The sequence below is a fragment of the Candidatus Pelagibacter communis genome (assembly GCF_001180105.1).
In the GTDB taxonomy this organism is placed as follows: domain Bacteria; phylum Pseudomonadota; class Alphaproteobacteria; order Pelagibacterales; family Pelagibacteraceae; genus Pelagibacter; species Pelagibacter ubique_K.
In genome coordinates this window covers 80001-106841 of sequence record NZ_CVSO01000040.1, presented here as the reverse complement: position 1 = coordinate 106841, position 26841 = coordinate 80001, and the positions used below count along the sequence as shown (strand labels likewise).

General features: G+C 25.4%; 27 protein-coding genes (1 of these 27 cut by a window edge). 6 read left to right on the top strand and 21 right to left on the bottom strand.

Annotated elements, in window-relative coordinates; translation table 11 throughout:
• Positions 1-5: 5 nt before the first annotated feature.
• From AMN84_RS02840 to AMN84_RS02825, 5 genes are read right to left on the bottom strand one after another with little or no spacing between them, the layout of a single operon-like run.
• Complete coding sequence (locus AMN84_RS02840; protein WP_075483192.1) at positions 6-1844, bottom strand: carbamoyltransferase family protein; 1839 nt, start codon at positions 1842-1844, stop codon at positions 6-8.
• A complete protein-coding gene (locus AMN84_RS05140) occupies positions 1845-1994 on the bottom strand; it encodes a DUF5989 family protein (RefSeq protein ID WP_256998148.1) in 150 nt (49 codons plus the stop codon).
• Positions 1994-2380, bottom strand: a complete 387-nt coding sequence (locus AMN84_RS02835; protein ID WP_075483191.1) for an SxtJ family membrane protein — start codon at positions 2378-2380, stop codon at positions 1994-1996. The genes AMN84_RS05140 and AMN84_RS02835 overlap by 1 nt, the downstream gene beginning before the upstream one ends.
• A gap of 52 nt (positions 2381-2432) precedes the next feature.
• On the bottom strand, positions 2433-3065 hold the full coding sequence (locus AMN84_RS02830; protein WP_075483190.1) for an HAD family hydrolase: 633 nt from the start codon (positions 3063-3065) through the stop codon (positions 2433-2435).
• Positions 3058-3555 (bottom strand): GNAT family N-acetyltransferase, encoded by a 498-nt coding sequence (locus AMN84_RS02825; RefSeq protein WP_075483189.1) that lies wholly within the window; start codon positions 3553-3555, stop codon positions 3058-3060. Before AMN84_RS02825 ends, AMN84_RS02830 begins: the two co-directional genes overlap by 8 nt.
• A 168-nt stretch (positions 3556-3723) precedes the next feature.
• On the opposite strand from AMN84_RS02825, the gene AMN84_RS02820 reads away from it, so the two are divergent.
• The 3 genes from AMN84_RS02820 to AMN84_RS02810 are packed head-to-tail and all read left to right on the top strand — an operon-like array spanning position 3724 to position 6806.
• Positions 3724-4872 carry a glycosyltransferase gene (locus AMN84_RS02820; RefSeq protein WP_075483188.1) on the top strand — a complete coding sequence of 383 codons (1149 nt, stop codon included), beginning with the start codon at positions 3724-3726 and terminating at the stop codon, positions 4870-4872.
• A 6-nt stretch (positions 4873-4878) separates the two neighbouring features.
• Positions 4879-5652 (top strand): glycosyltransferase, encoded by a 774-nt coding sequence (locus AMN84_RS02815; RefSeq protein WP_075483187.1) that lies wholly within the window; start codon positions 4879-4881, stop codon positions 5650-5652.
• Complete coding sequence (locus AMN84_RS02810; protein ID WP_075483186.1) at positions 5649-6806, top strand: glycosyltransferase family 4 protein; 1158 nt, start codon at positions 5649-5651, stop codon at positions 6804-6806. The genes AMN84_RS02815 and AMN84_RS02810 overlap by 4 nt, the downstream gene beginning before the upstream one ends.
• 1 nt (position 6807) lies before the next feature.
• Here AMN84_RS02810 and AMN84_RS02805 read toward each other — a convergent pair whose 3' ends face one another.
• Complete coding sequence (locus tag AMN84_RS02805) at positions 6808-8364, bottom strand: hypothetical protein (protein WP_075483185.1); 1557 nt, start codon at positions 8362-8364, stop codon at positions 6808-6810.
• A 7-nt stretch (positions 8365-8371) separates the two neighbouring features.
• Entirely contained in the window at positions 8372-9415 is a 1044-nt protein-coding gene (locus tag AMN84_RS02800) for a putative sugar O-methyltransferase (RefSeq protein ID WP_075483184.1), read from the bottom strand.
• Positions 9416-9581: 166 nt separating this feature from the next.
• On the opposite strand from AMN84_RS02800, the gene AMN84_RS02795 reads away from it, so the two are divergent.
• The 3 genes from AMN84_RS02795 to kdsB are packed head-to-tail and all read left to right on the top strand — an operon-like array spanning position 9582 to position 12191.
• The gene (locus tag AMN84_RS02795; RefSeq protein ID WP_075483183.1) at positions 9582-10709 is read left to right on the top strand and encodes a glycosyltransferase family 4 protein; all 1128 of its coding nucleotides are present in this window, start codon (positions 9582-9584) and stop codon (positions 10707-10709) included.
• Complete coding sequence (locus AMN84_RS02790; protein ID WP_075483182.1) at positions 10706-11440, top strand: class I SAM-dependent methyltransferase; 735 nt, start codon at positions 10706-10708, stop codon at positions 11438-11440. The genes AMN84_RS02795 and AMN84_RS02790 overlap by 4 nt, the downstream gene beginning before the upstream one ends.
• A 1-nt stretch (position 11441) precedes the next feature.
• Positions 11442-12191, top strand: a complete 750-nt coding sequence (gene kdsB, locus AMN84_RS02785; protein WP_075483181.1) for a 3-deoxy-manno-octulosonate cytidylyltransferase — start codon at positions 11442-11444, stop codon at positions 12189-12191.
• Here the strand turns inward: kdsB and AMN84_RS02780 are convergent.
• The 14 genes in view from AMN84_RS02780 to AMN84_RS02715 are tightly spaced (at most 41 nt apart) and all read right to left on the bottom strand, a layout consistent with a single transcriptional unit that may run on beyond the window.
• Positions 12188-13471, bottom strand: coding sequence for a nucleotide sugar dehydrogenase (locus tag AMN84_RS02780; RefSeq protein ID WP_075483180.1), 1284 nt, complete (start codon positions 13469-13471; stop codon positions 12188-12190). The two genes, kdsB and AMN84_RS02780, sit on opposite strands and share 4 nt — an antisense overlap.
• Positions 13468-14424 (bottom strand): NAD-dependent epimerase/dehydratase family protein, encoded by a 957-nt coding sequence (locus tag AMN84_RS02775; protein WP_075483179.1) that lies wholly within the window; start codon positions 14422-14424, stop codon positions 13468-13470. Before AMN84_RS02775 ends, AMN84_RS02780 begins: the two co-directional genes overlap by 4 nt.
• Positions 14421-16214, bottom strand: a complete 1794-nt coding sequence (locus AMN84_RS02770; RefSeq protein WP_075483178.1) for an LIC12162 family transferase — start codon at positions 16212-16214, stop codon at positions 14421-14423. The genes AMN84_RS02775 and AMN84_RS02770 overlap by 4 nt, the downstream gene beginning before the upstream one ends.
• Complete coding sequence (locus tag AMN84_RS02765; RefSeq protein WP_075483177.1) at positions 16178-17182, bottom strand: NAD-dependent epimerase/dehydratase family protein; 1005 nt, start codon at positions 17180-17182, stop codon at positions 16178-16180. The genes AMN84_RS02770 and AMN84_RS02765 overlap by 37 nt, the downstream gene beginning before the upstream one ends.
• Entirely contained in the window at positions 17172-18290 is a 1119-nt protein-coding gene (locus AMN84_RS02760; RefSeq protein WP_075483176.1) for a DegT/DnrJ/EryC1/StrS family aminotransferase, read from the bottom strand. Before AMN84_RS02760 ends, AMN84_RS02765 begins: the two co-directional genes overlap by 11 nt.
• Before the next feature lie 3 nt (positions 18291-18293).
• A complete protein-coding gene (locus AMN84_RS02755) occupies positions 18294-19277 on the bottom strand; it encodes a Gfo/Idh/MocA family protein (protein ID WP_075483175.1) in 984 nt (327 codons plus the stop codon).
• Positions 19268-19945 (bottom strand): cytidylyltransferase domain-containing protein, encoded by a 678-nt coding sequence (locus AMN84_RS02750; RefSeq protein WP_075483174.1) that lies wholly within the window; start codon positions 19943-19945, stop codon positions 19268-19270. The genes AMN84_RS02755 and AMN84_RS02750 overlap by 10 nt, the downstream gene beginning before the upstream one ends.
• The gene (locus tag AMN84_RS02745) at positions 19945-20313 is read right to left on the bottom strand and encodes a hypothetical protein (RefSeq protein ID WP_075483173.1); all 369 of its coding nucleotides are present in this window, start codon (positions 20311-20313) and stop codon (positions 19945-19947) included. Before AMN84_RS02745 ends, AMN84_RS02750 begins: the two co-directional genes overlap by 1 nt.
• Positions 20310-21419, bottom strand: a complete 1110-nt coding sequence (locus AMN84_RS02740; protein ID WP_082254965.1) for an N-acetyl sugar amidotransferase — start codon at positions 21417-21419, stop codon at positions 20310-20312. The genes AMN84_RS02745 and AMN84_RS02740 overlap by 4 nt, the downstream gene beginning before the upstream one ends.
• Positions 21416-23257: an asparagine synthase (glutamine-hydrolyzing) gene (gene asnB, locus AMN84_RS02735; RefSeq protein ID WP_075483172.1), complete on the bottom strand. Its 1842-nt coding sequence runs from the start codon at positions 23255-23257 to the stop codon at positions 21416-21418. Before asnB ends, AMN84_RS02740 begins: the two co-directional genes overlap by 4 nt.
• Before the next feature lie 3 nt (positions 23258-23260).
• Positions 23261-24268 (bottom strand): N-acetylneuraminate synthase family protein, encoded by a 1008-nt coding sequence (locus AMN84_RS02730; protein WP_075483171.1) that lies wholly within the window; start codon positions 24266-24268, stop codon positions 23261-23263.
• A 3-nt stretch (positions 24269-24271) separates the two neighbouring features.
• Complete coding sequence (locus AMN84_RS02725) at positions 24272-26005, bottom strand: ATP-binding cassette domain-containing protein (RefSeq protein ID WP_075483170.1); 1734 nt, start codon at positions 26003-26005, stop codon at positions 24272-24274.
• The gene (locus AMN84_RS02720; RefSeq protein ID WP_075483304.1) at positions 25998-26315 is read right to left on the bottom strand and encodes a MarR family EPS-associated transcriptional regulator; all 318 of its coding nucleotides are present in this window, start codon (positions 26313-26315) and stop codon (positions 25998-26000) included. The genes AMN84_RS02725 and AMN84_RS02720 overlap by 8 nt, the downstream gene beginning before the upstream one ends.
• Before the next feature lie 41 nt (positions 26316-26356).
• Positions 26357-26841, bottom strand: partial view of a glycosyltransferase family 15 protein gene (locus AMN84_RS02715; RefSeq protein ID WP_075483169.1) — the final stretch only. It continues 487 nt past the right edge of the window; the window shows 485 of its 972 coding nt (coding positions 488-972); the start codon falls outside the window, past its right edge; the stop codon is at positions 26357-26359.

The window sequence follows — 26841 nt, the reverse complement described above, 5'->3', positions numbered from 1 at the left end:
AGTAATTAGTCTAATTCAAATTTTTTATGGTGCTCAGTTTTTAGTTGAACTTTTTGTTTTTTTTTATCAATTAAAAAGTTTCCAATTACTAATCGATCCATATGTGTGCCCATAAAACATCTTAAAGCGTCATTAGGAGTACAAACTATAGGCTCTCCTCTCACATTAAAAGATGTATTTATCACCATAGGACATCCAGTTAAATTTTTAAATTCTTTTATTAGATTATAAAATTTTAAATTCTGATTTTTATTGACTGTTTGTAATCTAGCAGAAAAATCGACATGAGTAACCGCTGGAACTTCAGATCTTTTAATGTTTAGTTTTTCTATTCCACTCACTTTGGAATTCTTATCTATGTTTAACTTCAAATTATCTTTTATACTTCCAACGAACAACATATAAGGACTTGGCAATTCAATATCAAACCAGTTTGACAATTCCTCCTCTAAAACTGCTGGAGCAAAAGGTCTAAAACTCTCTCGAAACTTGATATTTAAATTTATTTTTTTTTGCATTTCTATAGATCTTGGGTCGCCAAGAATTGACCTACAACCAAGAGCCCTCGGTCCAAACTCCATTTTGCCTTGAAACCAACCTACTACATCTCCATTAGCAATAAATTGAGCAGTTTTAATGAGTAATTCCTGATCCTCTACTCTTTCGAAAATAACACCTTTTTCATTTAATAAATTTTCAATGTGATCATTTTTAAATTCTGGACCTAGAAGTGAGCCACTCATTGAATCCTCTGGTTCAATAAGTCTTTTTTCATTTATGGTTTCTTGATTCCATAATGCTAAGGCTGCACCAATAGATCCTCCAGCGTCACCAGCTGCTGGTTGTATCCAGATATTTTTGAATATTCTTTTTTTTAATATTTTGCCATTAGCAACGCAATTTAAAGCGACACCACCTGCCAAACATAAATTATCAATTTGATACTCAGTTTTTATTTTTTTTAGTATCTTAATCATAACATCCTCAGTTACCTTCTGTATTGAAGCAGCTATATCCATGTGAAACTGGCTAATTGGGTCTGTTTTGGGATTTCTTTTTTTTTCACCAAACAATTTTTCAAAATTTTTATTGATCATTGTAAAACCAGTCATATAATTAAAATACTTTTGGTTTAACCAAAAAGATCCGTCAGAACTGATTTTTACTAAATTATTTTTTATAGTTTCTGTAAAGATCGGTTTTCCATAAGGGGCTAACCCCATTAATTTATATTCTCCACTATTAACTTTAAATCCAACATAGTATGTGAAAGCTGAGTAAAGCAAACCTAGTGAATGTGGAAAATTTATCTCTTTCAAAATTTCCAGTTTTTTACCTGTTCCCAACGAAATCGTAGTAGTTGCCCATTCGCCAACTCCATCGGCTGTAAGAACTATGGCTTCTGAAAACGGGGATGGATAGAATGCGCTTGCAGCGTGACTAAAATGATGCTCAGTAAAAAAAATTTTACCAAGAGAATTAAATTTTGGATCTATTTCCTTTAAACTATCAATTATTAATTTTTTTTGAAATAATTTTTCTTTAATCCATATTGGCATAGCTTTTGAGAACTGCATGAACCCCTTTGGTGCGCATGCAACATATGTTTCTAACAATCTTTCAAATTTTAAAAAGGGTTTTTCATAAAATACTATTGCGTCAAGTTCTGAAACCTCTTTTTTTTCACAACTTAATACGAATTCAATGGCTTTCTTTGGAAAGTTTGGATCATGTTTTATTCTTGAAAATCTTTCTTCTTGGGCGGCGGCAACAACTTTACCATTTTTTATAATTGCAGCCGCACTATCATGATAAAATGCAGATATTCCTAAAATAGTTTTCACTTAAAAAATTGTATAAATAAATGGTGCTATTGCCGTTCCTTGGGTCAGAACAATAAGTCCACCAAATAAAAATAAAACTAATATGATGGGTAATAACCAATATTTTTTTCTAGCTTTTAAAAAATTCCAAAGTTCAATTATAAATGACATTAAAACTGGTCTTTCATTGTGCTGTTATAATTTTTTTTTTCAACCCAAAAAGTTGGTTTTTTAGATTTCTTAATTTTGATTAAATCTTTGCTAATTAATCTCATAAATATTCCAATTGGAGTAACAACAATAAAAAAAATAATACCCATTATTATTGGTGAAATTAATTTTCCCAAAACTATGCCAATCTTAACCCAAAAATTATTCAATGGGGTTAAGACACCTGAGTTGAAAACTCCCAACAATAAAAACAATATAGATATTACAATTGACCAATTTCTGATTTTTTCTCCATCCAAAATTGGAAAAATTCCAATTATTAAAAAAACTACAAAAAATAATATCCCAAAACTTCTATTACTTGATTTTTTTAATTCTTTTTTCATTTTTTTTTATCTCAAAGATGATTTAAAAAGATTAACAGACAAAATAAAAAAATCAAACTGAATTGATTTTCTCTACAATCTTTTTTATTTCAGCTAAGGTTTTTATATATCTAATTCTTCTTATCTTAATTTTTTTTGTGAGGCCCCAACTTGCATGTAAATAATTTATTTTTGCATTTTTTGCTGCATAAAAATCGTAGATTGTGTCGCCAACATAATAGCAGTTTTTTTTTTCTACTTTGAACTTTTTAATTATCTTAAGTAATCCCTCAGGATTTGGTTTTCCATTAATAACGTCGTCAGCAGTGATATAGGTATTAAATAAATTATATCTTTTTAAAATTTTTAAAGTTCTCTTTCTATCTTTGGAAGTAAATATAGCTAATTTATGATATTTTCTTATTCTTCTTAATATTTTTAAGTTGTTTTTTGAGATTTTGATTTTTTTTAAGTTCTGTTCTGAAAATTTAATATATCTTTCTTTGATCTTCTTATGATCTCCTTTAATTTTCATATTCTGCATTATTTTCTCAAAAGGTAAGCCAATATTTTCTTTATAAATATTAAAATCAATCTTCTCTTTAAGATAAAAGCTTAACCTTTTTAGAGCAATTCTCATATTTGTAAAAGAATTGATCAAGACGCCGTCGAGGTCAAAAATTATTAGTTTAATGTTTTTATTCAAAATTCAAATATTTTTCTTTTTTTTTATTATTAAATACCATTATTGTTTTGGTTTTACTATGTGTCTTAAATTTATCATTTTTTCTCGAAAATATTTTCCATCCGAAATTTTTATAAAATTTAATTAAGTTCTTATTACATAGTAAAAAAGAAATATTGTCATTTTTTTGAATAATATAATTATTAAACAACATCATCAGTCTTGACAATTTCTTTCCTCTATGATTCTTTTCTAAAATTAAAGTATCAAATAACAAATAATTCTTTTTTTTTTTGTTAATTATAAACTTCCTTTTCCTCAATGCAGTATAACCAATGATCTTATTATTTAGAAAGAGCAAATTGTGAATGTCTTTTGTTTTTATATTAGATCTAAAATAATCCAATTGAGATAACATAGAGGATTTCCAGTGTAAATTTTTCAATTTACATATATTTCTAATTTCTTTGTGTTTAAGTTGATGAGTTCTTAGTGATTTTAAATCTATCATTAAATAATTTTTTTTTGATTGGTATATCTAAACTGTGGTAATTTTTCGACATCTTGCATAATACTTTTTAATATCAACATTGGTGAAATTTTGAAGAAAAAAAATTATAAATTTATTTTGTATAAATTATTAATAAAATTAGTATAAAAAACTAAAAATATAAGAAAAATGAATTTCTACTATTGGGCTCCTTTTATTTCGAATGTTGCAACGACTAGAGCAGTGTTAAATTCAACAATTAGCATAAAAAAATTTTCCAAAAAAATATGTCCACATATAATCAATGTAATTGGGGAATGGAATGATTTTGAAGAAAAAATAAAAGCAAACGAAATACCGATTATAACTTTTGGCAATAATGAAAAAATTTACAAGAATTTGCCAAGATTTGGTTTTTTAAAAAGCAGGTTTACTTATATACTCATATCATTACTTTCAATTTTTCAGTTGTATAAGTTTTTATCTAGTAAAAAGGAAAACGATTATATAATAATACATTTGATTACGTCTTTACCACTATTGCTCTTGTTGTTTTTTAATTTTAAATGCAAATTTATATTAAGAGTATCGGGTCTTCCAAAACTAAATATGTTCAGGAAATTTCTTTGGAAATCATGTGGAAATAAACTTCACAAAATTACGACTCCAACTTTAGATACCAAAAAAATGTTAATTAAAAGAAAAATATTTTTTAAGGAAAAAATATTTTTATTAAGAGATCCAATAATAGACATTAAAGAAATAAATGCATTTTTAAATAACAGAATTAAAGATATTGAAAACACAAATTATATTCTTTCAGTTGGCAGACTTACAAAACAAAAAAATCATAAATTTTTGATTAATGGGTTCAAAACTTTAAAAAAAAAGTTTAAAGATTTAAAACTTGTTATTTTAGGTGAGGGTGAGTTAGAGGAAATATTAAAACAACAGGTAGACAATCTAGAACTTAAAAATGAGGTGATTTTTTTAGGCTATAAAAAAAATGTCTTTAAATATTACAAAAAAGCATTATGCTTTATCATTACCTCTGAGTGGGAGGATCCAGGCTTCGTTATGATTGAAGCCGCAGCATGCAAGACACCAATAATTTCAAGCAATTGTATGAATGGTCCAAAAGAATTTATAGGTAATAATGAAAGAGGTTACTTATATCAAAATTTCGATTTAGAAAACTTTATTTTGACATTCGAAGAGTTTATGAAAGATCATTCATCAGATAAAAAAAAAATAAATCAAAAAATTTTTAAAGCATTTTGTGAAATAAAAAATTATACAAAATTTTCACATTTTAAGGAATTAGAAAAAATTCTGTAATAACTCATGAAAATTATAAAAAATAAAAGAAAAGGTTCCAACAATAAAAAAATTTTATTTTCAATCATCACTGTGTGCTTAAATCAAAAAAAAATCCAAAATAATATTAAATCTTTACAAAACCAGACTTATAAGAATTTTGAGCACATCATCATAGATGGTGGATCCAAAGATGAAACTCTAGATATAATTAAAAAAAACTCAAAATCTATCGATTTTTGGATCTCCCAAAAAGATAAAGGCATCTACGATGCAATGAATAAAGGAATCAAAAAAGCTAAAGGAAAAATTATTGGCATTTTAAATGCAGATGATATTTACTATAAAAATGCACTCAAAATAGTAAAAAAATATTTTGATCAAAACAGAATAGATTTTTTATTTGGAACTGTAAAAAAAGAAAAAATTCTTTGCGGTTTTCGACCTGAAAAAATTTCATGGAAATTTAACATTTACAGCGCACATTCTGGAGGTTTTTTTATAACTAAAAAAGCACAATTTAAAGTAGGATTATATGATTTAAGGTTTAAATATTCTTCAGATAGGGATTTCATATATCGAATGATTGTTCATCATAAGTTAAAAGGCACTCATACAAAAAGAAATGAAATAGTAGCAAAATTTGATTTGCATGGAATATCATCTAAACTAAGTTTTATGGAAAGACTTGTGGAAGAAACAAGAATAAGATTAAAAAATAAACAGAATATTTTTTTTGTTACTGTTTTGTTCTTTTTAAACATAATTTATAAAATTTTTTACTCTTTAAGATTAAAATGAGAATTGCTTTTTTTTGTGGTGTTTTCTTTCCTTTGCCGGGTGGTGCACAAATTCAAACCCATAATTTGGCTAATAAACTTGTAAAAAAGGGCTACAAAGTTGATGTAATTATCCTAAATGAAACAAATATTAAAAATAATTTATATAACATAATTGTTATAAATAAAATTTTTATAAGCATTTTTTTTTATATTAAACATTTCCTTTTCATTGATTTGACATTTATTTTTAAAATTTATTTAGACAAATTATTTAAAAATAAAGATTATGATATTTTTCATTTTCAATTTTTAAATCCAAAAATGTTTTTTTTATTGGAACTAGTGAAGCATTATAAAAAAAAAATAGTAGCTACTTTTCATGGTGCTGATATTCAGATAGATAAAGAAATTAACTACGGCTATAGATTAAATAAAAAATATGATAACATACTTAAAAAAAATTTAAAAAATATTGATTTCTTTTTTGCAATATCAAAAAATATAGAAAATGATCTTCTTGATTTAGGTATTAATAAGAATAAGATTTCAATAATTCCAAATTCTGTAGCTATTCAAAAATTTCTAGAGTCTAGAAACAAAGTCGATTTAAATATGGATCAAATAAAACTTTTAACTATTGCGAGGTTTGCAGAGAAAAAAAAGGGGCTTGATTTAATACCTAAAATTGCTGAGATACTTATATTAAAGAAAATTAGTTTTAAGTGGATTATAGTTGGAAAAAATTCAAAAAATTTAATTTATAATCAGTTTATAAAAAAAAATTTAAGATATTTCGATTTTATAGAAAATGTCCAAAACTTAAATGAAGAGTTTTATCCGAGTACTAAATTAATAGAAATATTTAAAAAGTCTGATCTTTATATCAATACTGCTAGAATAGAGTCATTTGGTGTAACTATTATAGAGAGTTTGTCTGCTGAGGTGCCTGTTATCACTTTCAACACTAAGGGTGGAAATGAATTAATTAAGGATAATTTTAATGGCAAAATTATTCCCAACAATTCAGTTGAAGAAATGGTGAGGCAAATAATTGATTATCAAAATGATTATCAAATGTATTTAAAGCATAAGAGAAATACACTTTCTTCTGTTAAAAACTTTGATTTAGATTTGATTTCAAAACGAACAATAGATATTTATAAAAATCTTTAATTCAAACCAAAAAATTATATCTCTTTTTTTTTCTTATATGTGATGGTAATTGACTTTCCTTGTAATCAAACGTTATTACTTTAAAAAAATCCTTTTTTTTAGATAGATAAAAATCATAAACAAGCGTCGAAGTTTGTGAGATTAAAACATTAGCAAATTCTTTTTTATTAACATTTTTTATAAGTATTAAATTTTTATTTTCTACGAGGTTAATTTGGCTTCTTGGGTGTAATTTGAAATAAAAAAATTCATCTCCACTATTCTTTGATCTTCTCATTAATGAATTATATATTTCATTAATGTCATGAGTTCCTGGAAGTACTAGAATATTCTTTTTTCCTTTTTTTTTATTAATTTTGGTATTTAAAACTAAATTGTTTGTTTTTTTTTTTTTATTAATTTTGATTTTATTTGTATCTAATTTTTTTTTATAATCTATCGCGCATGTATTATTTAAAGATACAATTAGATCTGGCAAATATTGACTCTTTTTTTTAAAAAATTTCACTAAATCAAGCCACATCAAATTATCTGAAAATATGCCGTGCTGATAACCTATTAATTTAATTTTTTTATTTGTATTTTTGATCTTGTTTGTAAGATAGAAACCAAAACTATATTCAAATAAATAATAGTGAAAACTTTTAATTTTTTCAAATTTTCTAAAAAATCTCGAAAAAGATTTATTGTAAATTTCAAGCTTTAATCTGTTTATTAAAGAAGCATTAAGATAGTACTTATAAAATGAAGAAAAATTTAAACCGTTTATTTCAAACTTTTTGTTTAAATTTATAAATTTATTATAAAAATTAAAAGGGAGTAAAATTATTAGTTTAAGTATATCAAATAAGGAAATATATTCCTCCATGTTTGTTGAATTTTCCAATTTTAAATTCATAAAACAACTATTAAAGATTTGTTTTAAAGAAAGATTGACATGGGACTCATCTGTTAATAAAAAATTTAGTTTCAAATCTTTGTTTTTATCAAAAAAATTTTCTTTTTTACCATTATAAAAATTTGGATAAATAGAAAAATACAAATTTTTTGTATTTGTTCTTTTTTCTCTTTTTTTAAATTTAAGAAAAATCACCACAAAAAATGCTTTTAGATAAAATCTAAGAATTTGAAAAAAAGCTAAAAAATGATTTCTCTTTTTTTTTCTTATGTAATCAACTTTAAAATTTGCATCATTAAAAATTTTAAATGTAAAATAACTATCTGTAATTACTAACACATCATCATTCGACCTAATAATCTTATCATTAATCATGAGTATGTTTATAATTTTGTCAAAAAAAGAGATTTTATCGTTACGTAAATTAAATATTTCAGTTTCAGCCAAGATAGGATTATTAGGATCTAATTTATTTTTAAGATTTTGTTGAAAAATTTTTTTGAAGTAATGATAATATTTTTTTTGGTATTCCTTGAGTAAAATTTGTTTTGAATTTTTGAATTCTATTGAGCCCGATGATAAATTGATATAACTACAGTCACTTTTTTTTTGATTTATATCTTCATTCAGGTCAACAATAATAAGTTTTCTTTTTTTCATTAAATAACTATTTAACTAGTCTTTTAATTGATTTATATATTTTGTACAAAAAATCTGGCATTGACCTCCTTATAAACCGACTATCTTTTTTTATTTCTTTGTACATTTTTTTTTTAATTACTTTCATTTCACATTTTACATCATCGCTAAATGTGTTTATCCTTTTCGTTAAAAGGCAGTGAGTATGGTTTTGTTTCCAAGATGACCTTGAAAAAATTACCTTCCACTTACCGTCATAGGGATATCTGTGGAATTCAATAGGATATCCTGTTGTATCTTTGTAGTATCTGTTAATATTATAGAAGTAGGAGCCTATTTTACTTTTTTTGTGAATTAGATCAAAGTAGTTGTTGATGGTTTTATAATCCATTTCCATCATTGATCTTGTATTTACAAATAAATCAATTTTGATGTTTGGAAACAAATCCCAGGGATACAATAAAAAGATATCATATTTAGACAAATCTTTTTTTTCAATCTTTTTATTTTTAGATTGGAAAGAATAGTAAATTTTTTTTTTAGGAAAATGTTTTCTTAAAAAAAACCCTGTTAAAAAATGAGACTCTGGTAAATCAATTGCTACAACCTTAAAATTTTTAAATTTTAACAATTTTGATAAAAAACCCCCATATCCAGATCCAATTTCACAAACCCATTTTACTTTTTTTAGATTTATATTTCTTTCTAAGTCTTTTAAATATTTAATAAAAAAAATTTCATGTCTATCAACAAAATGTTTTTTATAAATCTTGAAATTTCGAACATTCCCTATGTTTTTTTTGGATAAGAATTTTAGAACGTACTTTTCTCCACATTCTTTAAGTAAATCTAAAAAAAAATTTTCAAACTGCTTATTCGAATAAAACTGGTCATCTAATCCAAAAGATAAGTCATTGTTCCTAAAATTTTTTAATTTTTTTATCTCATATAAAGAAGTTTTTTTTTTATTAATATATCGCCAATGATCACTTTTAAATTCTTGATTGTAACTTTCAATTCCAAACTTGTAGTTTTTTTCTATATCTTTTAAGTGTGTAATTATTTTATTCATATAGTTGAAATTTATTTATATTAGATCTTTTAATCTTACAATTAAGATTAAAATGTGTCTATTTAAGTCTAATTATTAAGCTATTATATAATGATTTTCTTTAATTTTCTTTATATATCTTTTTTTAGGTATTAAGTAATAATTTAAAATAAAAAATAAGATTGCTATGAAAATTTTTTTTGATCATAAAATATTTGTAAATCAAAATTATGGGGGACCCTCAAGATATATCGCTAGTTTGGTAAATTATCTAAATTATGAAAAAGATGTTTCTGCAAAGATTTTTGCACCCTTTCATATTAATGGTTATTTATCAACTCTGAATAATAAAAAATTTAAATTTGGTTACAAATTGCCTTTTTCAAACAATATAAATAAATATATAAGGTTAAAAAAAGGATTGATGCGACTAAATGATAAAATTAACAATCATTTGTTTAACAAATTTAGTCCTGACATATTTCACACAACTTATTATGATAATTTTTTTTTTCCCGAAAACAAAAAAACAGTGTTGACAGTACACGATCTAATACACGAAATTTTTAGAAAAGACTATGGATTTCCAGAAAATTATTTTCCTAAAGAAAAAGCAATTCAAAGAGCTGATCAAATCATATGTGTATCGAACTCTACAAAAAAAGACTTGATGAGATATTATAGTGTTGCAGAGGATAAAATTACAGTAATTTATCACTCTTCCCCATTTGAAAATTCAAATAATGATATTAAAGAATTGAACCTTAAAATCTTGAAAGAAAAATATTTTTTATACGTCGGTTCTAGATGGAAATATAAAAATTTTTCAAAATTATTGAAAGCCTTAAATAAAAATAAAAAAATTCTTAATGATCATAAATTAGTATTATTTGGTGGTGGAAAGATTACTAATGAGGAAATTAAAGAAATCAAAAATTTTAATGTTGATTTAGATAAAATCGTACACCTTTCTGGAGATGAAAACTTGTTAAAAAATCTTTATAAGTTTGCACAGTTCTTTATATATCCATCAAAATACGAGGGGTTTGGTATACCGATTTTAGAAAGCTTTTCTCAAAATTGCCCCGTCATTTGTAGTGATACATCCTCTTTACCAGAGGTAGCTGGGGATGCTGCATTATATTTTGATCCAAATGACGAAGAGTCAATTTTGGAAAAAATTTCAGTAATTACTTCGGATAAAAAAGTAAGAGATAATTGCATTCAAAAGGGTTTGAATAGATTAAGTCAGTTTTCTTGGAAAAAGTGTGCATCTGAAACAATAAATGTTTATAATAAATTATTTGATCGATGAAAAAATTACCAGAAATTTTTAAGCCTGACAGCGCTTACTCATTAATAAGATTGGGTAACCAATATGATGGTGGGTATTTAATAGGAGAGTCTACTTTAAGAAATTCAGAGTGCCTGGTTTCATTTGGTGTGGCGCTTGATATAAGTTTCGAGGAGAATTTTAATAATCTCACAGGAAAAAAAGTTTATCTTTATGATAAATTGCATTTTAAATATTACTTTAGGGATGAATTCTTTTTGTCTTTAAACAATTTAAGGAGACTAGATTTTTCAAAAACAATCAATTCAATTAAAAAATTTTTAAAAATTAAAAAGTTTGTTAAAAATAATACATTTAATGTAAAGACAATTACTTATAACTCATTGACCGAGATAATTAATGCATTAAAGGAAAATAAAAATGTATTACTTAAAATTGATATTGAAAATTCTGAGTATAGATTAATAGATTGTCTGCTAAAAAATCAATCAAAATTGAGTGGTTTAATCATAGAATTTCACGATATAGATCTACACGAAAAAAAAATACTGAATTTTATTAATGCATTTGAACTCAAACTTACACATATTCATGCTAACAACTTTGCCATTCCCGATAAAAATGGCAACCCCACTGTAATAGAATTAACTTTTGAAAGAGAGCCAGAAAAAATTAGCTCAGATCTTGAAATTCCCAATAAATTAGATAGGAAAAATAATCCTTTAAAAAAAGACTTCTTAAATTATATATAATATGAAAAAAATCATTTTAATTCCATCAAGGCTTAAATCTTCAAGGCTTCCATCTAAGGCTCTTTTAGAAATAGACAGTATCCCAATTATCATTCATACTTATATGCGTGCAAAGTTATCAAAATTTGCTGATGATGTTTTTGTTTGTACCGACTCTAAACTTATTCAAGATGTATGTAAAAAGTTTGATGCTAAAAGTATTTTAACTAAAAAAAAACACAAGAACGGGACTGAAAGAATCTTTGAAGCAGCCAAAAAACTTAAATTAAAAAATAATGATATCATAATAGACGTACAGGGTGACGAACCTTTGATAGATCCAATATCTATAGATAAGACAGCGAATTTTTTTTTAAAAAATAATTTCGAAATTGTTGTTCCACATATAATTTTTTCAAAAAAAAACAAACAGAATATTGTTAAGCTAATTGTGAATGATCAAAATGAAATAAAATGGATGACAAGATCAGATACCCCATTTGAATATTTAAAAAAAACAAATTTAAAAAAACATTTATCAATAATTATTTTTACATTTAAGTCCCTTCAGAAATACAACAAATTAAAACCTAGCTATCATGAGAAAATTGAGTCTATTGAATTATTAAGAGCTTTAGAAAATGGTATCTCTATGGGTTCAAATAAAATTAAATCAGACTCATTTTCAATTGATATTTTAGAGGATTATCAAAATGCTTTAAGAAATTTTAAGAGAGATAAAATTAAGAAAAAATACAAAAAATGGTTTTAGCAATATACTATTTCTTTATATCCAAACTTTTTATAAACTCCTCTACAGTCAAAAATTTTTTTAGCGCTCTGATAAATGAACTTATAATTATAAATATCATGATCTGTCACCAATAAAACGGCATCATAATTATTGATTTTTTCTTTAGTTAATTTTATTGATTTTTTTGAAAATTTTATTTGTCTTCCTTTTCTTATCTTCGAAAAATATGGATCATTATAGTCAAAAGAAACTCTTTTTTTTCTAAGAATTTTCATAATTTCAAATGCTGGAGACTCTCTATCATCATCTACGTTTTTTTTATACGAAACTCCTAGAATTAAAACTTTTGGTTTTTTTACGAAATAACTTAGCAATTTGTTTACAACCCATCTGGGCATCAATTGATTAATTATCCCTGATAACCTTATGAATTTTGGATCATAGCCATGCTTTTTTGATATCCAAGATAAATAATAAGGATCTATTGGAATACAATGGCCTCCTAAGCCTGGTCCAGGCAAAAACTTTTGAAATCCAAAATTTTTAGTTGAAGCTAAATTTATAATCTCAAAAATATCTAAACTTAGCTTATCACAAATTATTTTCATTTCATTAACAAGACCAATATTTACAGATCTATACAAATTTTCAAGAAGTTTTGAGGTTTCGGCAGACTCAATATTTTTGGCTTTGACTAGTTTAGTTATTATGTTTGAATATATTTTTTCTAAAATCTTAAGGCAGTTTTTAGTTTTTCCACTTATAACTTTCGGAGTAACTTTATAAGAAAAATTTGGATCACCTGGGTTTTCTCTTTCTGGTGAGTAGCCGAGAAAAATATTTTTTCCTAAAAGTAAACTTTTTTTACTAAAAACTTTTTTGAAAAATAAATTTGTTGCCCCTGGGAAAACTGTACTTTCTAAAATAATTACTTTATTCTCCAGATTCATTGATGAAAGTTTTTTTGCACATTTAAAAATATATCTCATATCTGGTTTGAATTTTTTTAATGGAGTTGGAAGACAAATGATTATAACGTCTGCCTTTTCTAGTACTTTATAATTATTACTTAGATTTGCCTTCTTATTTTGAAAATATTTAAAGTTTTTCAAATTTTTAGAGGAGATATAACTGTTTCCTGCTTTAAGTTTATTTATTTTTTTTGTATCTGTGTCCACTCCTATAACTTCAATTCTTTTTTTTACAAATAAATTTACAAGGGGTAAGCCGACATAACCTAGTCCTACTATACCAACTTTAAATTTTTTTTTATCGATATTTTCTAACAATTTTTTCATCTATAAAAATCGTTGTACCAATTTATAAAATTGTGAACACCTTTCTTAATTGATGTCTTTGGTTTATATCCTGTGGCTTTTGAAATTTTTGATATCGAGGCTGAAGTTCTTATTGTGTCCCCCATTTGTAGACCTAAGAATTTTTTTTTTGCTTTTATCTTAAGATAATCTTCAATAATTTTAATAAAATTAATAAGTTTTATGGGTTTTTCACTGCCAATATTAAATATTTCAAATTTTTTTTTCATTTTATAGTTTAGCGTATTTATTATACCCGATACACAGTCATCAATATAAGTGAAATCTCTTAGGTGGTTTCCTTGATTATAAATTTCAATATGTTTTTTTTTTTTAATATTTTTTACAAATTTAAATAATGACATATCTGGCCGACCCCATGGACCATAAACTGTAAAAAACCTTAAACCAATACACTTTAAATCAAAGAGCGAACTATATGAATGAGCTATTAATTCGTTAGATTTTTTTGTTGCTGCATAAAGTTGTATTGGGCTATCAGTAATAAAACTTTCTTTAAATTTAGGATTTTTATTTACACCGTATATACTGCTTGAACTTGCAAAAATTAATTTTTTAACCTTATATTCTACACAATTTTGAATTATATTAAAAAATCCATTAAGATTTGATTTTATATAAGTTGAAGGATTTATAATGCTATAACGTACTCCTGCTTGAGCAGCTAAGTTTATAACTACATCTACTTTTTCTTTTTTGAATAATTTGTCTATTTTTTTTTTATTACTTATATCAATTTTGTGAAACTTATACTTCTTGTATTTTTTCAGAATCTTGTTTCTCGCTAATTTCAGCTTTGGATCATAATACCTATTAAGATTATCAACTCCTATAACGATATTTTTTTTTTCAAGGAGTCTTTTCGCAGTGTGGAAACCAATAAAACCTGCTGAACCAGTCACTAAATATATCATGTTTGTTCGCTCAAAATTATATTTCTTAAATTATCTAACTTTTTTGGGTTAATAAGTGCAAAATTATTACAAAATTTTTGACGATTTTCTTGTAATTTTCTCGAATACCACCAATCTTGATGGTTATTCCACACATTATTTATGTGATTTGAAAGCTCTGTCTCATCATCAAAAAAAATATTTACGTCTTTTAATAGATTATAAAAAGGTTTAGCATCTTCTCTAATACAATCTAACTTTTTAGAAACAAATATTAAAGTCGGTATATTCATAGACAGAGTTTCCAAATATCCAGTACCCAGATAAGGTGATAAAAATATTTTCGTATTAGATAAAACATTTTCTATTTTTGTGCCTGTTATATCAATTTTTATTTTTGAATTGAAGTTTTTAAAAATTTCTATCTCATTCTTACCAAAGTTTCTTGGATAAAACTTAAGTAAAAGATTTTTTGATACTTCTTCCGAAAACTTATTTATTATATTAAAAACTGGTGCAAATATATACTCTCCTTGAATTGACGCTTGTACAGATGACTCAATTGATTTTTCTAACGGAGCATTACATGGAAAAATTATTGTCAAAAAACTTTTTTTTAAATTTTTTATTTTTATTTTAGGTCTCAAAATTCCAAACTTAACTATTTTTTTACTGTTTTTGTTAGCCCATCCCCAACTTAAATACTTATCAGAAATAAGAAGTTCTTGTTGCTCACAAAAATGATCTTTATAATGGCCATAACTTCCCCCATGACAACCAAGAATTAATTTTGACCCTTGTTCTTTTTTTTCCGCACAGTATCTGCTTAACAAAGATTTAAACAAAATATTTGAAGAAAAAATCGAAGACGGTTTCTTTGGCAAAGGTATTTTGTTTAAAATTTTTTTCTCTTTCTGGAACCCTTCAAGATTACTTACAGGAATAAAATTAAAAATATTTTTTAGAACTAATTTTTCAAAATCGTTAGTGGGATTAAAATTTAGCCTCATTTTTGATCTAAGTTGAATTTGAGGCCTGCACAAATGATAGTTATTTTTAACAAATGTAGGTAACTGACTAAGATGAAAATTGAGTTTAATTTCCTCAAAGGTACCTAGATAAGTTCTAATAACAGCATTCTTCTGATTTTTTAATACCCATCCAAAAATTAAAAAATATGTTTTAAGAAAAATATTTTTAAAATCAATATTTTTTGATAAAAATTTCTTTCTCACAATATCTATTTTTTTTTTTGAGTTAATTTTTACAATAGTAAAGTTGTTTGAGTACTTATATTTAATAATTTTTTCGTAAAGAGATGAGCTATATTCACTTAGCCAAAAAATATTATTATATTCATCTAATGTTTGAGGAATAAAGTCCACATCTTCAATGTTTTTTGTTTTTAAAGTGTAATGAACATCTTTGTAAGGCAAATTCTCCAATATTCTCCACCTTTCTAACATCATCATTAGAAATGAATGTATCCAATAACCTAAAATAATTTCCCAATAATTAGTTGAAAAATTTTTTTTGTGGTAATCATTAAGAGTATCTGTCAATGGATAAATAATTTTTTTTTTCAAATCTTTGAGATATTCATAATCTTCATGAAAATTTTTTGGAATGCTCCAAGGATGAAAACACGTGTTTTCTGGGAGATTTGTCTTTTTATGTAATTCCAAAAAAAAATTATGAGAATAAATTTTATTGTCTAATGATGGATCATTTAGACTTTCATCTATTATAAAATTATAATTTTTATTCATTAGCTTTATTTTTGGTGGCCAGCCCAAAAATCTTTGTACCATTTTATATATTTTAGATATCCTCTTTCTATAGAAAATGAAGGACTATAGTTTAATAGTTTTTTTGCTTTTGAAATATCCAATGTACCTCTCTCAGGCATAAACTTCTCTCTCTCTTTGTAATCTATTTTTACTTTGGGAAATTCACTTTTTAAAATTTCCATTAATTCATTTATTTTTTTTGAGGAGCCAAAAGTTAAGTTAAAGGTTTGGTTATTTGAGTCCTTTTTTAAGCAGCATAAGTAAATACCTTCAACTAAATCCTCTATATAAGTAAAATCTAATTTATCGCTCCCATCACCATTTATTGTAATCTCTTTATTTTGTATAGCATTCTCAATAAATATTTGACCAACTCTTCTACTTACACATCTTTCACCATACAAGGCGGATGGTCTGATTATTGTATACGGTAGATCAAAGATTTGATTGTAAGATTTTACGAGTAATTCACCAGAATATTTTAGTGTTCCGTATATACCAATTGGTTTGCAATTTTTTTCCTCATTTACAGTTTCAGAATTGAAATCACCATATACCATACTTGATGACATATAAATAACGTGAACCTTATCCTTTCTGGCAAAATCCAAAGTATTTTCTAAAGTCCTTAAACTATGATCAAAAGTACTATGTGGATCTTTATTTGATTTGTTTGCATGGGAAACTGCAGCTAAGTGAATAATGATATCTGGATTTATTTCTCCATATATTCTTGAAACTGCATGGTAATCTCTCGCATCTTGTATTATCAATTTAATGTTATTTTTATTTATTAGATCTAATCTATTTTGAAGAATAGAATTATATAATTTTTTGTTTTCGACTTCGCTATCTGTAAAAGACAAGATATTATTTACTGATAAACTATCGACTATGATCGGTTCAGCTCCCGCTTGTTTCAATTTGATAGCAAGATTGTGGCCGATGAAACCAGATCCACCTATAAGAAGAATTTTTTTATTTTTCATCTATAAACCTTTTAATTACGTTAGATATAAAGTCAACATTGTGAAGTGAAAGTTTTGGATAAATTGGCAATGATATATTTCTATCTGCATACATCTTAGCAATTTTAAAATCTGAAATTTTTAAATCATATTTCTTTTTATAATATTCCATTTTTGGAAGAGGGTTAATGTAGTGAACACTCACCCCAATTCCCCTTTTTTTTAAATGTTTAAGAAGTAAGTCTCTTTTCTTACAAAATATTTGAAAAACAAAAAAGGAACAATCCTTTGAATATTCCATGTGATCGATATTTTCAGAATTTTTAAAATTTTTGATGTACCGCTTTGCAATTAAATGTCTGATGCTCAAGTTTTTCTTATAATTAAGCATTTGGTTGTATCCAAGTGAAGATTGAAAGTCGGTCATTCTGTAGTTGTATCCTAGGTCTTTTACGTTGTATTCACCTTGCTTTTTCCTATCCTTAATATCCTTATCGATACCAAATTGTTTTAACATCTTTAATTTAAGAAATAATTTTTTGTTATTAACAATTACCATTCCACCTTCGCCGGTTGTGATCTGCTTAGTGGGATAAAAAGAAAAACTTCCTGCAACACCATAATTTCCTGCATGTTTCTTTTTGTGCAATGTGCCAATTGCATGTGCACAATCTTCAATTAAAGTTAATCTCTTTTTTTTACAAAAATTGAGTATATTTTCTAAATCACAAGGGTGTCCAGCCATGTGAACAACTATAACTCCTTTAGTTTTTTTTGTTATTTTTCTTTTAATCATTTCAACAGAAATATTACCAGATGGATAATTTACATCACAAAATACTGCCTTAGCTCCTGTATACTCTATTGCATGTGAAGTTGCGGTATGGGACATTGCTGGCACAATTACTTCATCACCTTTTTTAAATCCACTTGCCAAACATATCAAATGTAAGCCAGCTGTACAGCTTGAGACTGTCAGCGCAAATCGTGATTTTGTGAATTTTTTAAATTGGTTTTCAAATAATTCTGTATATTTTCCGTGAGTTAGCCATCCACTTTTTAAGACTCTCTTTACATCGTTTAAATGTGAGTTTTTTATATTTGGAATTGAAAACTTTATTTTTTTCATAATTTAAATATAATTAATTTTTACCTTCCTCTTTTTAGATAAAGATTCTTCTATTGCAAAGCAAATGCTCATTAAATCAAACTGCTCTTTAAGTTGCATAATTGGTTTTTTACTGTTTTTAACAATACATTCTATAAAATTTTGAATTAGTTTTTTTCTATTTTTTTTATCTGGGTAATTCCGAGTTAAAGGAATGACCTTTTTATCTTTATAAATAAATTTACCTTGTAGATTGTTAATATACGTTGCATTTTTTGTAAAAATTTTTAATTCATGGAAATGATCATAATGGGCAACACAATTTGATGAAATTTTAGTCAAAATTTTTTTTGGGTATTCAAGTATTACAACATTAAAGCTATTTTTCTTAAAAGTTGTGTTTTTTGTCATTTTGTTACTACCAAAAGCATTTGCGTACATAGGTTTTAAGTCAATTAACCAGTTAACGAGATCTATCATATGAATCCCTGCTCCTAGTGTAATAGAATAATTTTTTGTTTTTGCTCTCCATCCAAATAATTTATTTTTTCTACCCCAAATATAATCAGCCTCAATAAAATAAATATCTTTTGATTTAATCTTTTTCTTTAGGTCTAAAAACAAATTATTGACTCTTAATACAAGATTAGAAAATAATTTTATTTTTTTCTTTTTGCTTAATCTTTTTTTAATTTCTTTAAGTTGACTTAATTTTAAACACATTGGTTTTTCAACTATTATGTGTTTGTTGTACCTGATACACTTTAAAATTTGTTTATAGTGGAAATCATCGTAGCTTGCGATTGAGACTAAGTTAATGGAACTATCTTTAAAAATATCGTTTTCTCTATGAGTAACAACCTTATTCCTATACTTTTTTTTTAAAATTTTGATTTTTTTTGGATCTGTCTCGCAAATTATTTTTACATTAGAAAATTTTAATTCATCAATAGCTTGAATATGTTTTTCACCAATTCCAGATCCAATCACTGCAGCTTTTATTTCCATAATCTGTTTTTTTTATTTAATATGTTTTGCCAATTAAGGTTAAAAAAATCTTTTTGTTTAATAATTGGCTTGAGTTTTTTAAAGTCGTTTTTTGTATCAAGTGCTAAACTTTTTCTGCTTCGGTTAATGCTGTTCTTCAAATTATATATTCTATAATCTTTAGCATTTTCATAAAAATAACTGGTAACATGTTCTTTGTTATATAAAGATAATTTTTTAGTTAATAGTTTTTTAAAGATTTTTGTTTTGATAACTTCTACCGAAATACCTTTTGGAAATGACCGTGGATAAACATTGGTCGCAATATCACAATTATTTTTTCTAAAAACTTTATACACCTTGTTAATTACATTAAAGTCCATACAAGGGCTATCACCACTAATACGTATGAAATATTTTAATTTGTATTTTTTTATTACTTTGTTAAATCTTTGAACAAGATTATTTAGACTCCCCCTTTCAACTAAAAAACCTTTTGACTTACAATACCAAAATAATTGATCATCTGAACGATGATTAGAACATGCAATTATGATCTTTTTTACTTTTTCTGATTTTAAAATTCTTTTATAAACATAATAGATCATAGGTTTTCCATTGATTTGTGCCAATACTTTATTTTTAAATCTTTTTGATGATGACCTAGCTTGTAAAATTACAGTAGACATTATTTAAAACTAACTTTTATCCTTTCCAAATTTTTAGAATTCAACCAACAAATAAGTTTCATGTTTTCCTTTTTTAAATATGACTTAAAAATTTTTTTTTTGCGGGTATCTACCAAGTGAATAAAAAATGTTTTAAATTTTTTATTATATACTAAGCCAGCAATATATCCGTATTTTTTAACTCTTTTATTAAGAGAAGGTGTTGCATAATAACCCCAATTTTTTTTACATACGTCATATTCTCTTAAATTTGTATCTATAAATGTTATATTCTCATTATCATTTAATTTGATAGATCCAACATCTTTTAAAATAATGTTTTTTTTTCTACCAACTTTAAATTTTCTATTTCTTTTTTTTATTTTCATTGCCAAATAAAATTTTTTATTAAAAAATTTTTAATTTTCCAGTTTTTTCCCCTTTTTTCCCAGATTTTCTTATTTCTAAATTTTTCACATATAAGATTAAATTCCCTAATACTAATTCCTACAAATTTACAAAATTTTTTTATATCATCTTTGGGTCTTATTTTTTTCAACGACATTTTTAGCATTGATATTGCTTTTTTCCTCGATACTCTTTTATTTCTAATTTCAATTGATAGATTGTCAAAAGCTCTGGTTAGGCCGAATTTGTACCATTTAAGATAATGGTGAATAGAGATAAAATCACAATCAATATCTGCAAAATTATAAATACCAGTTTTGACATTTTCTGAAAATTTAAAACCTTTTTTTTTCACAATCTTTTTAATCTTTACTGGATCCCATTCTATAAAATCACTTAAAAAAATAGACTTTACTCTAATTTTTGAATTCAAAGTTAACGGGAATAAATTCTTTTTGTTAATAACTTTATCTTTCCAGCTACTTATACTAGTGTTTGAGAGAGCGCCATGCTTTTGCCACCACCTACCACCCTTAAGATTAAGATCATTTTTATTTAGATAGCCATACTCTTCCGCTGGATTTTCACCCCAAACAATTAAAGGTATGCCGAATAGTTCTGCAAATTTATAGGGGAGATTATAAATAGAGAAGTGCATCGGTATAGCTGTAGATCCTTTTTTTTTAAATGTTTTAAGCATAAAATATTTTTCAACTTTTGGATTAAGTGTAAAATCGATATGGTCTACACCAAGTGAAACTAAATTTTTTAAGTTTTGTGAACCTAAGCTATTTCTTCCTGGACTTTTGTAAGTTACAGCCAATACCTTAAGGCCATTATTTAAACAGGTCAATACCTGCCATGTGCTATCTTTTCCGCCCGAAACTGGTACTAAGCAATCATAGCCTGCCTTTTTTTTACGTTTAATTTGACTAAATAACTTTAATAATTTTTTCTTACCGTGTGCTCTGTTATTATTTTTATTATTTCTATGATTTTTACAAGCGTTACATTCTCCATCACCCATAATATATATATTTGGACGGGTATTTGATAAAAGACAGCTTTTGCACCATTTTTGTATCATGCAAACCTCTCTAAAAATATTGAGCAATTAATAAATCTGAATAAAAACATTTGTTCTGAATTATTTAATTTTTTTTTGGAAAAAAGATCTTTTAATTTTTCGTATCTTACAAATTTATATATTTTTTTATTTCTATCTGAGAAAATATTTTTAAAAGATTTTTCGTTTCTTTGAACTAAAGAGTCTATTGATACATTAAAACCTTTTTTTATCTTATTAGAATAAATTTTTTTTGGTAAAATATCCTTAAACGCCTCACGAAGAATATATTTATTTTGAGCATTCTTAATCAAGTGAATGCTTGGTATATTATAAGCGTATTCAACTAAATCAGCATCTAAAAAAGGTGATCTATTCTCTACAGAGGATTTCATGTGATTTTGATCATCTTCATTTAAAATTGGAGGAATTGTTTCGTAGAAAAGTTCATTTAACATTCTATTTCTTAAATTATCTTTGCAGAATTTTTTATCTTTAAATCTTGAATATCGTTTAATCTTAATCATCTTTTTTAAATTTTCGTTAGTAAATAATATGTATTTTGTATAATAGGTACTCTTTAAAAATTTTTTAAAATTTATAAAATGTGGGTTTCTTACATGACTAAGTATATTTTCTTTCCAAGACTCTAATTCTTTTTTAAAAGCACTCTTTTTTTTTAATCCTTGTAAATAATGCAGACCATGGGCGTAGTAGCCAGCGAAAAGTTCATCTGCGCCAATTCCAGTCAAACTAACCTTTATGCTCTGTTCATGTATTTTTTTATGCAATTTGCTGCTAACGTAAGATGTTGTGGTAAAAAGAGGTTTTGAATTATAGTCAATGTATTTTTCAATATCTTGAATAAATCTTGTCATTTTTTGTTTTTTTAAGAAAATCTTATAATTTTTAACTTTGTTATGTTTGGCTGCTTTATTTATTAATTTTATTTCATTATATTTTTGATCATTATCGATTATTGAAAATGTACTAACCTTTTTTTTTAAAATTTTATTTATCACAGCAATAATTATATTCGAGTCAATCCCGCCACTAAGTAATACGCTGATCGGTACATCTGATACAACATTTCTTGTAATTGCTTTTATAACTTTATCTCTGGTCTGTTTAATGGCATTTAATCTTGAAATATTGAAATTTGGTCTATAATTTAGGTACCAAAATTTTTTTTTTTTAATTTTTATTAAATTATACTTGAGTATTGTCCCTGGTTCTAATTTTTTTATCTTTTTAAAAAATTCATAACCATACTTATCAATAGATCTATATCCGAGACAAAGATAATTTAGTATTTGTTTTTCATTAACTTCAAATTTTTTCTCAGAAAGCATATGTATCTGATTTATTTGAGATCCAAAATAAAAATTTTTTTTATCCATAAAATAATAAAGGGGCTTTTCACCAAATCTATCTCTTGACAAAATCAATTCCTCTTTATTTTGGTCCATAATTGCTAGAGCCCACATTCCCCTCATTTTTTTAAAGAAACTTTCCTTATACTCTTTGTATCCTGACAAAATAACTTCAGTGTCTGATTTAGTTCTAAATTTATATCCCTTTGTAATTAACTCTCTTCTCAATTCATTATAGTTGTAAATCTCTCCATTAAATGAAATCGTAAGATTGTGTTTTTGAAATGGTTGATTAGATCTTTTATTTAAATCAATAATACTCAGTCTACTATGAAAAAAAATTGCTTTTATATTTTTTTTTTTTTTAAAACTAAATATTTTTTTATTCTGAACATCGGGTCCTCTTAAATTCAAAGAGGACAAAGTTCTTTTTATTTGACTTTGATCCAATCTTTTTTCTCCTATAAAGCCTGCTATCCCACACATAATTTATTTTTTAAAATTTTTTAACTTAATTAAATCTCCTTTAATTTGTTTTTTTTTGGAGGTTTTTCCAATAACATCATCTATATCTATTTCCTCGCCCATCATAGGACGAAGCCAAATTATATCTTTTTTAAAAATTACTTGGTTTATATCTAAATTATTTTTTAAATAAGGAGATCTACGCATTAATTTTTCATTTTTTTTTTCACCTCGTGAACTAAATTTTCCCGGTTTACCTAAAATAAAATTTATTTCATTTGAAAAATTTACTAAACTGGTCAATTCTGTTTGATTAGCTGAAAGCATATGGTCCCTAATAGATTTATTTTTTTTATTTAAGGAAAAATGAGTCTCAATTATTTCAGCCCCAAGACTTAGCGCAATTTTGCAATTTTCTATACCAATTGAGTGATCTGAATAACCAATACAAATTTTAGGAAATTTATTTTTTAAGTATGTAATAGATTTTAAATTTAAATTTTTCCGATCTGCAGGATACTCAGAAATACAGTGCAAGATAGCCAGTTTGTTTTGATTGGTGAATTCCTTAAATTTGCTAGTTAGTTTTTTTATTCCCTCAATGTTTATCAAACCCGAGGAAATAATTGTGGGTTTCTTAAATTTTTTTATTTTATCAATTAATTGATCATTATTATTGTCACCTGAAGATATTTTGAATAACGGCTGAATTTTATTCAGAAATTCAGCACTTTCTAGATCAAAGGGTGTTGAAAAGAAAACAATTTTCTTTTTTTTTGCGTATTGTGAAAGTTTGTAAATTTGTTCAAAAGAAAATTCAAATTTCCTTAACTTATCGTATCTTTTTTTGGGTGTAAATTTTCGATTGTAATAATTTTCTGTTTTAAAAGTCTGAAATTTAACACCATCCGCTCCTGCTTCTGAGGCTTGATGAATGTATTTGATAGCCTTATTAAGATTTCCTCCATGATTATTTCCAACTTCTGCAATTATTATTGGGCCCTTTTTTTTAAAAATTTTTCTAAAACTCATAAATTAATTTTTTAACAACTTTCCTTTATCTAAGAAATAAACGCTATCATATTCAATAAAAGCGTCCTTTCTGTGCGAGATTGATATTATTGTCATTTGTGGATAGTCTTTTTTAAGGTTTTGATAAATTTTTCTCTCTGTTTCTAAATCTAGATTGCTTGTTGACTCATCTAGAAAAAGTAAATCTGGTTCAGAGTACAATGCCCTAGCAATGGCAATTCTTTGTTTTTGGCCTCCAGATATTCTGATGCCCCTTTCACCCACTAATGTTTTAATTCCATTTTTAGAACTTTCAATAAGTTCACTTAGTTCAGTACATTTAATAATCTTTGATATTTTATCATTTTTTAAACTTTCATTTAGGGATCCAAAGGCAATATTGTTTTCAATTGTTTCATCTAAAATGTAAGAGTCCTGAGGTACATAAGAAATATTCTCCCACAATATTTTCGAGCTATACGATATTTTTTCTCCATCAATTAATATTTCACCTTCTTGGGGCTTCAGAAGTCCTAAAATTATTTTCAACAACGTACTTTTGCCAGAGCCAGATTCTCCAGAAATACCAATTCTTTTACCTTTTTTTATTTTTAAATTTATTGATGAAATTGATTTTTCTAAACTACTATCATATTTGAAGCTAATATCTTTTAATTCTATTGACTCTCTTATATTTTTAAGCTCTTTATTTTCTTTAGAAATGCTATTTTTTTTAAATTCATACTTTTTTAATTCATTGTAAATTAAATCAAAATAGACCTTTTGCTGCTTAATATCTGTTATACATGTCATTATTGAATTAACTGAGGGCAATAATCTTACAACGGCCAGTGTTAACAAAGCTAGATAAGGTATTATGGTGCTTAACTCATAGTTTTTTGTCAGTAAAAAAACTATTAACAAAAGACCACCTCCTGCAATAATTTCTATAATCATTTTTGGAGAAGATTTTACAAATTTTACAAATAAATTATTACTCTCAAAATCAAAAACTCTTGAAGCATATTTTTTAAAAAAGAACTCTTCCTTTCCTTTAGTTTTAATTTCAATTATTGACCCTATAAACTGATTAATAGTCTTTAAAACTTCGTTTTGATTTATTGCATTTTTAATACCTTTTTTTTTAACAACTTCACTTATAAAAAAAAAAGATCCAAACAATATTGATATTATAAAAAAGATTACGATTAAAGATTTATCAAAACTAAACAAAATAATTAGTAGCGTTATTCCTGATATTAACAAAATTTCTTTTATTAGTCTTACGAATGATATAATTTGATTTGAAGCTGTTGATGAAAAAATTAAATTTCTTGTTGTAAACGAGGGATTTGTAAGAAGATGCGTCTCGTAAGGAGCATACAAATAACTTTTAAATAATCTGAAATTAATACTTAAATTGACACTTTTATGGAACTTAAGTTCGATATAATAAGAAATCAAACTATAAAAGTTTTTAATTACAAAGATAAGAAATATAAAAAAACAAGCTATTCCAGTAATTTCATTTTTTGACCTGTTTTCTAAAAAAAAACTAAGAAAAATTTTTACATTTTCAAAAGGTATTTTTTGTAAAAACTCGTTTGGGGCAAGAAGATAACCTATCAACACCGGGATTGAACTCAAACTTACTATTTCCAAAAAAGAGTTGGTAACAAACAAAATTAATAAAACAAAAAAATAAAATTTTTGTTTTATAGATAGATAGTAGCTTAGCTTATTTGAGGAACTAGTCATTTATCTCCAATTCTTTTTTTAATTCATCGTACTCTTTCATTTTTCTCTTCATAAAATTTATTGTTAAATTTGTTTTTTCTGACAGTCCCTTTGGGGTCAACACATAAAAATAATTTAATTTTTTTGGATTTTTTTTAAAATTTTTGAGTTTTATTAATCCTTTTGATTTAAGGGCCTTTAAGCAGTAGTTTAGTTTTCCTAAACTAAAACCTAGTTCTTCTGCTAATTCCCGCTGATTAGTTCTAGGTTTTTTTTGGATTTTTCTTAAAATCTCAAACTCATCTTGATCTATTCGATTATTTCTATTCATGTTCAATTTTTGAACATTTATAATGTTCATTTATTGAACAGTCAAGTAAAAATTCTCTTCAATTTGAATAGTCTTTTTTCAATTAGGTAAACAAATAATTTTAAAATGTTTAAAATTGAATCTCTAGTTTTGTGGTTTTTTAAACTTGTTATTCTTTTTGCTGATGGATGAGATGCCTCGTAAAAATTTTTTTTAAGGGCAAAATCGTAGATAGGTTTTTCAAAATGGATATAAAGAAAAAGGTTAATTAAATCATAGTCTGCCCACCTATATTTATATACACCGCCAATTCTATTTACCTTTTTAATGAATTCTATAAACTTTTTTTTTTTCAAAACTTTAATGTTGTAAAGGTCTAAATTTCCTAATGAGTAAGGTAGTAAATTTAATTTCGTGTGATCAGTCTGAGTAAGAATATAATTAAGTTTTTTATTTTTAATTTCTAAATTATTTTTTTTTACGTAATTCTTTAAAAAATCAAAAAGTTTTTCTCTAGTTAGGCTTATATAACTACCTGGTGTAATTG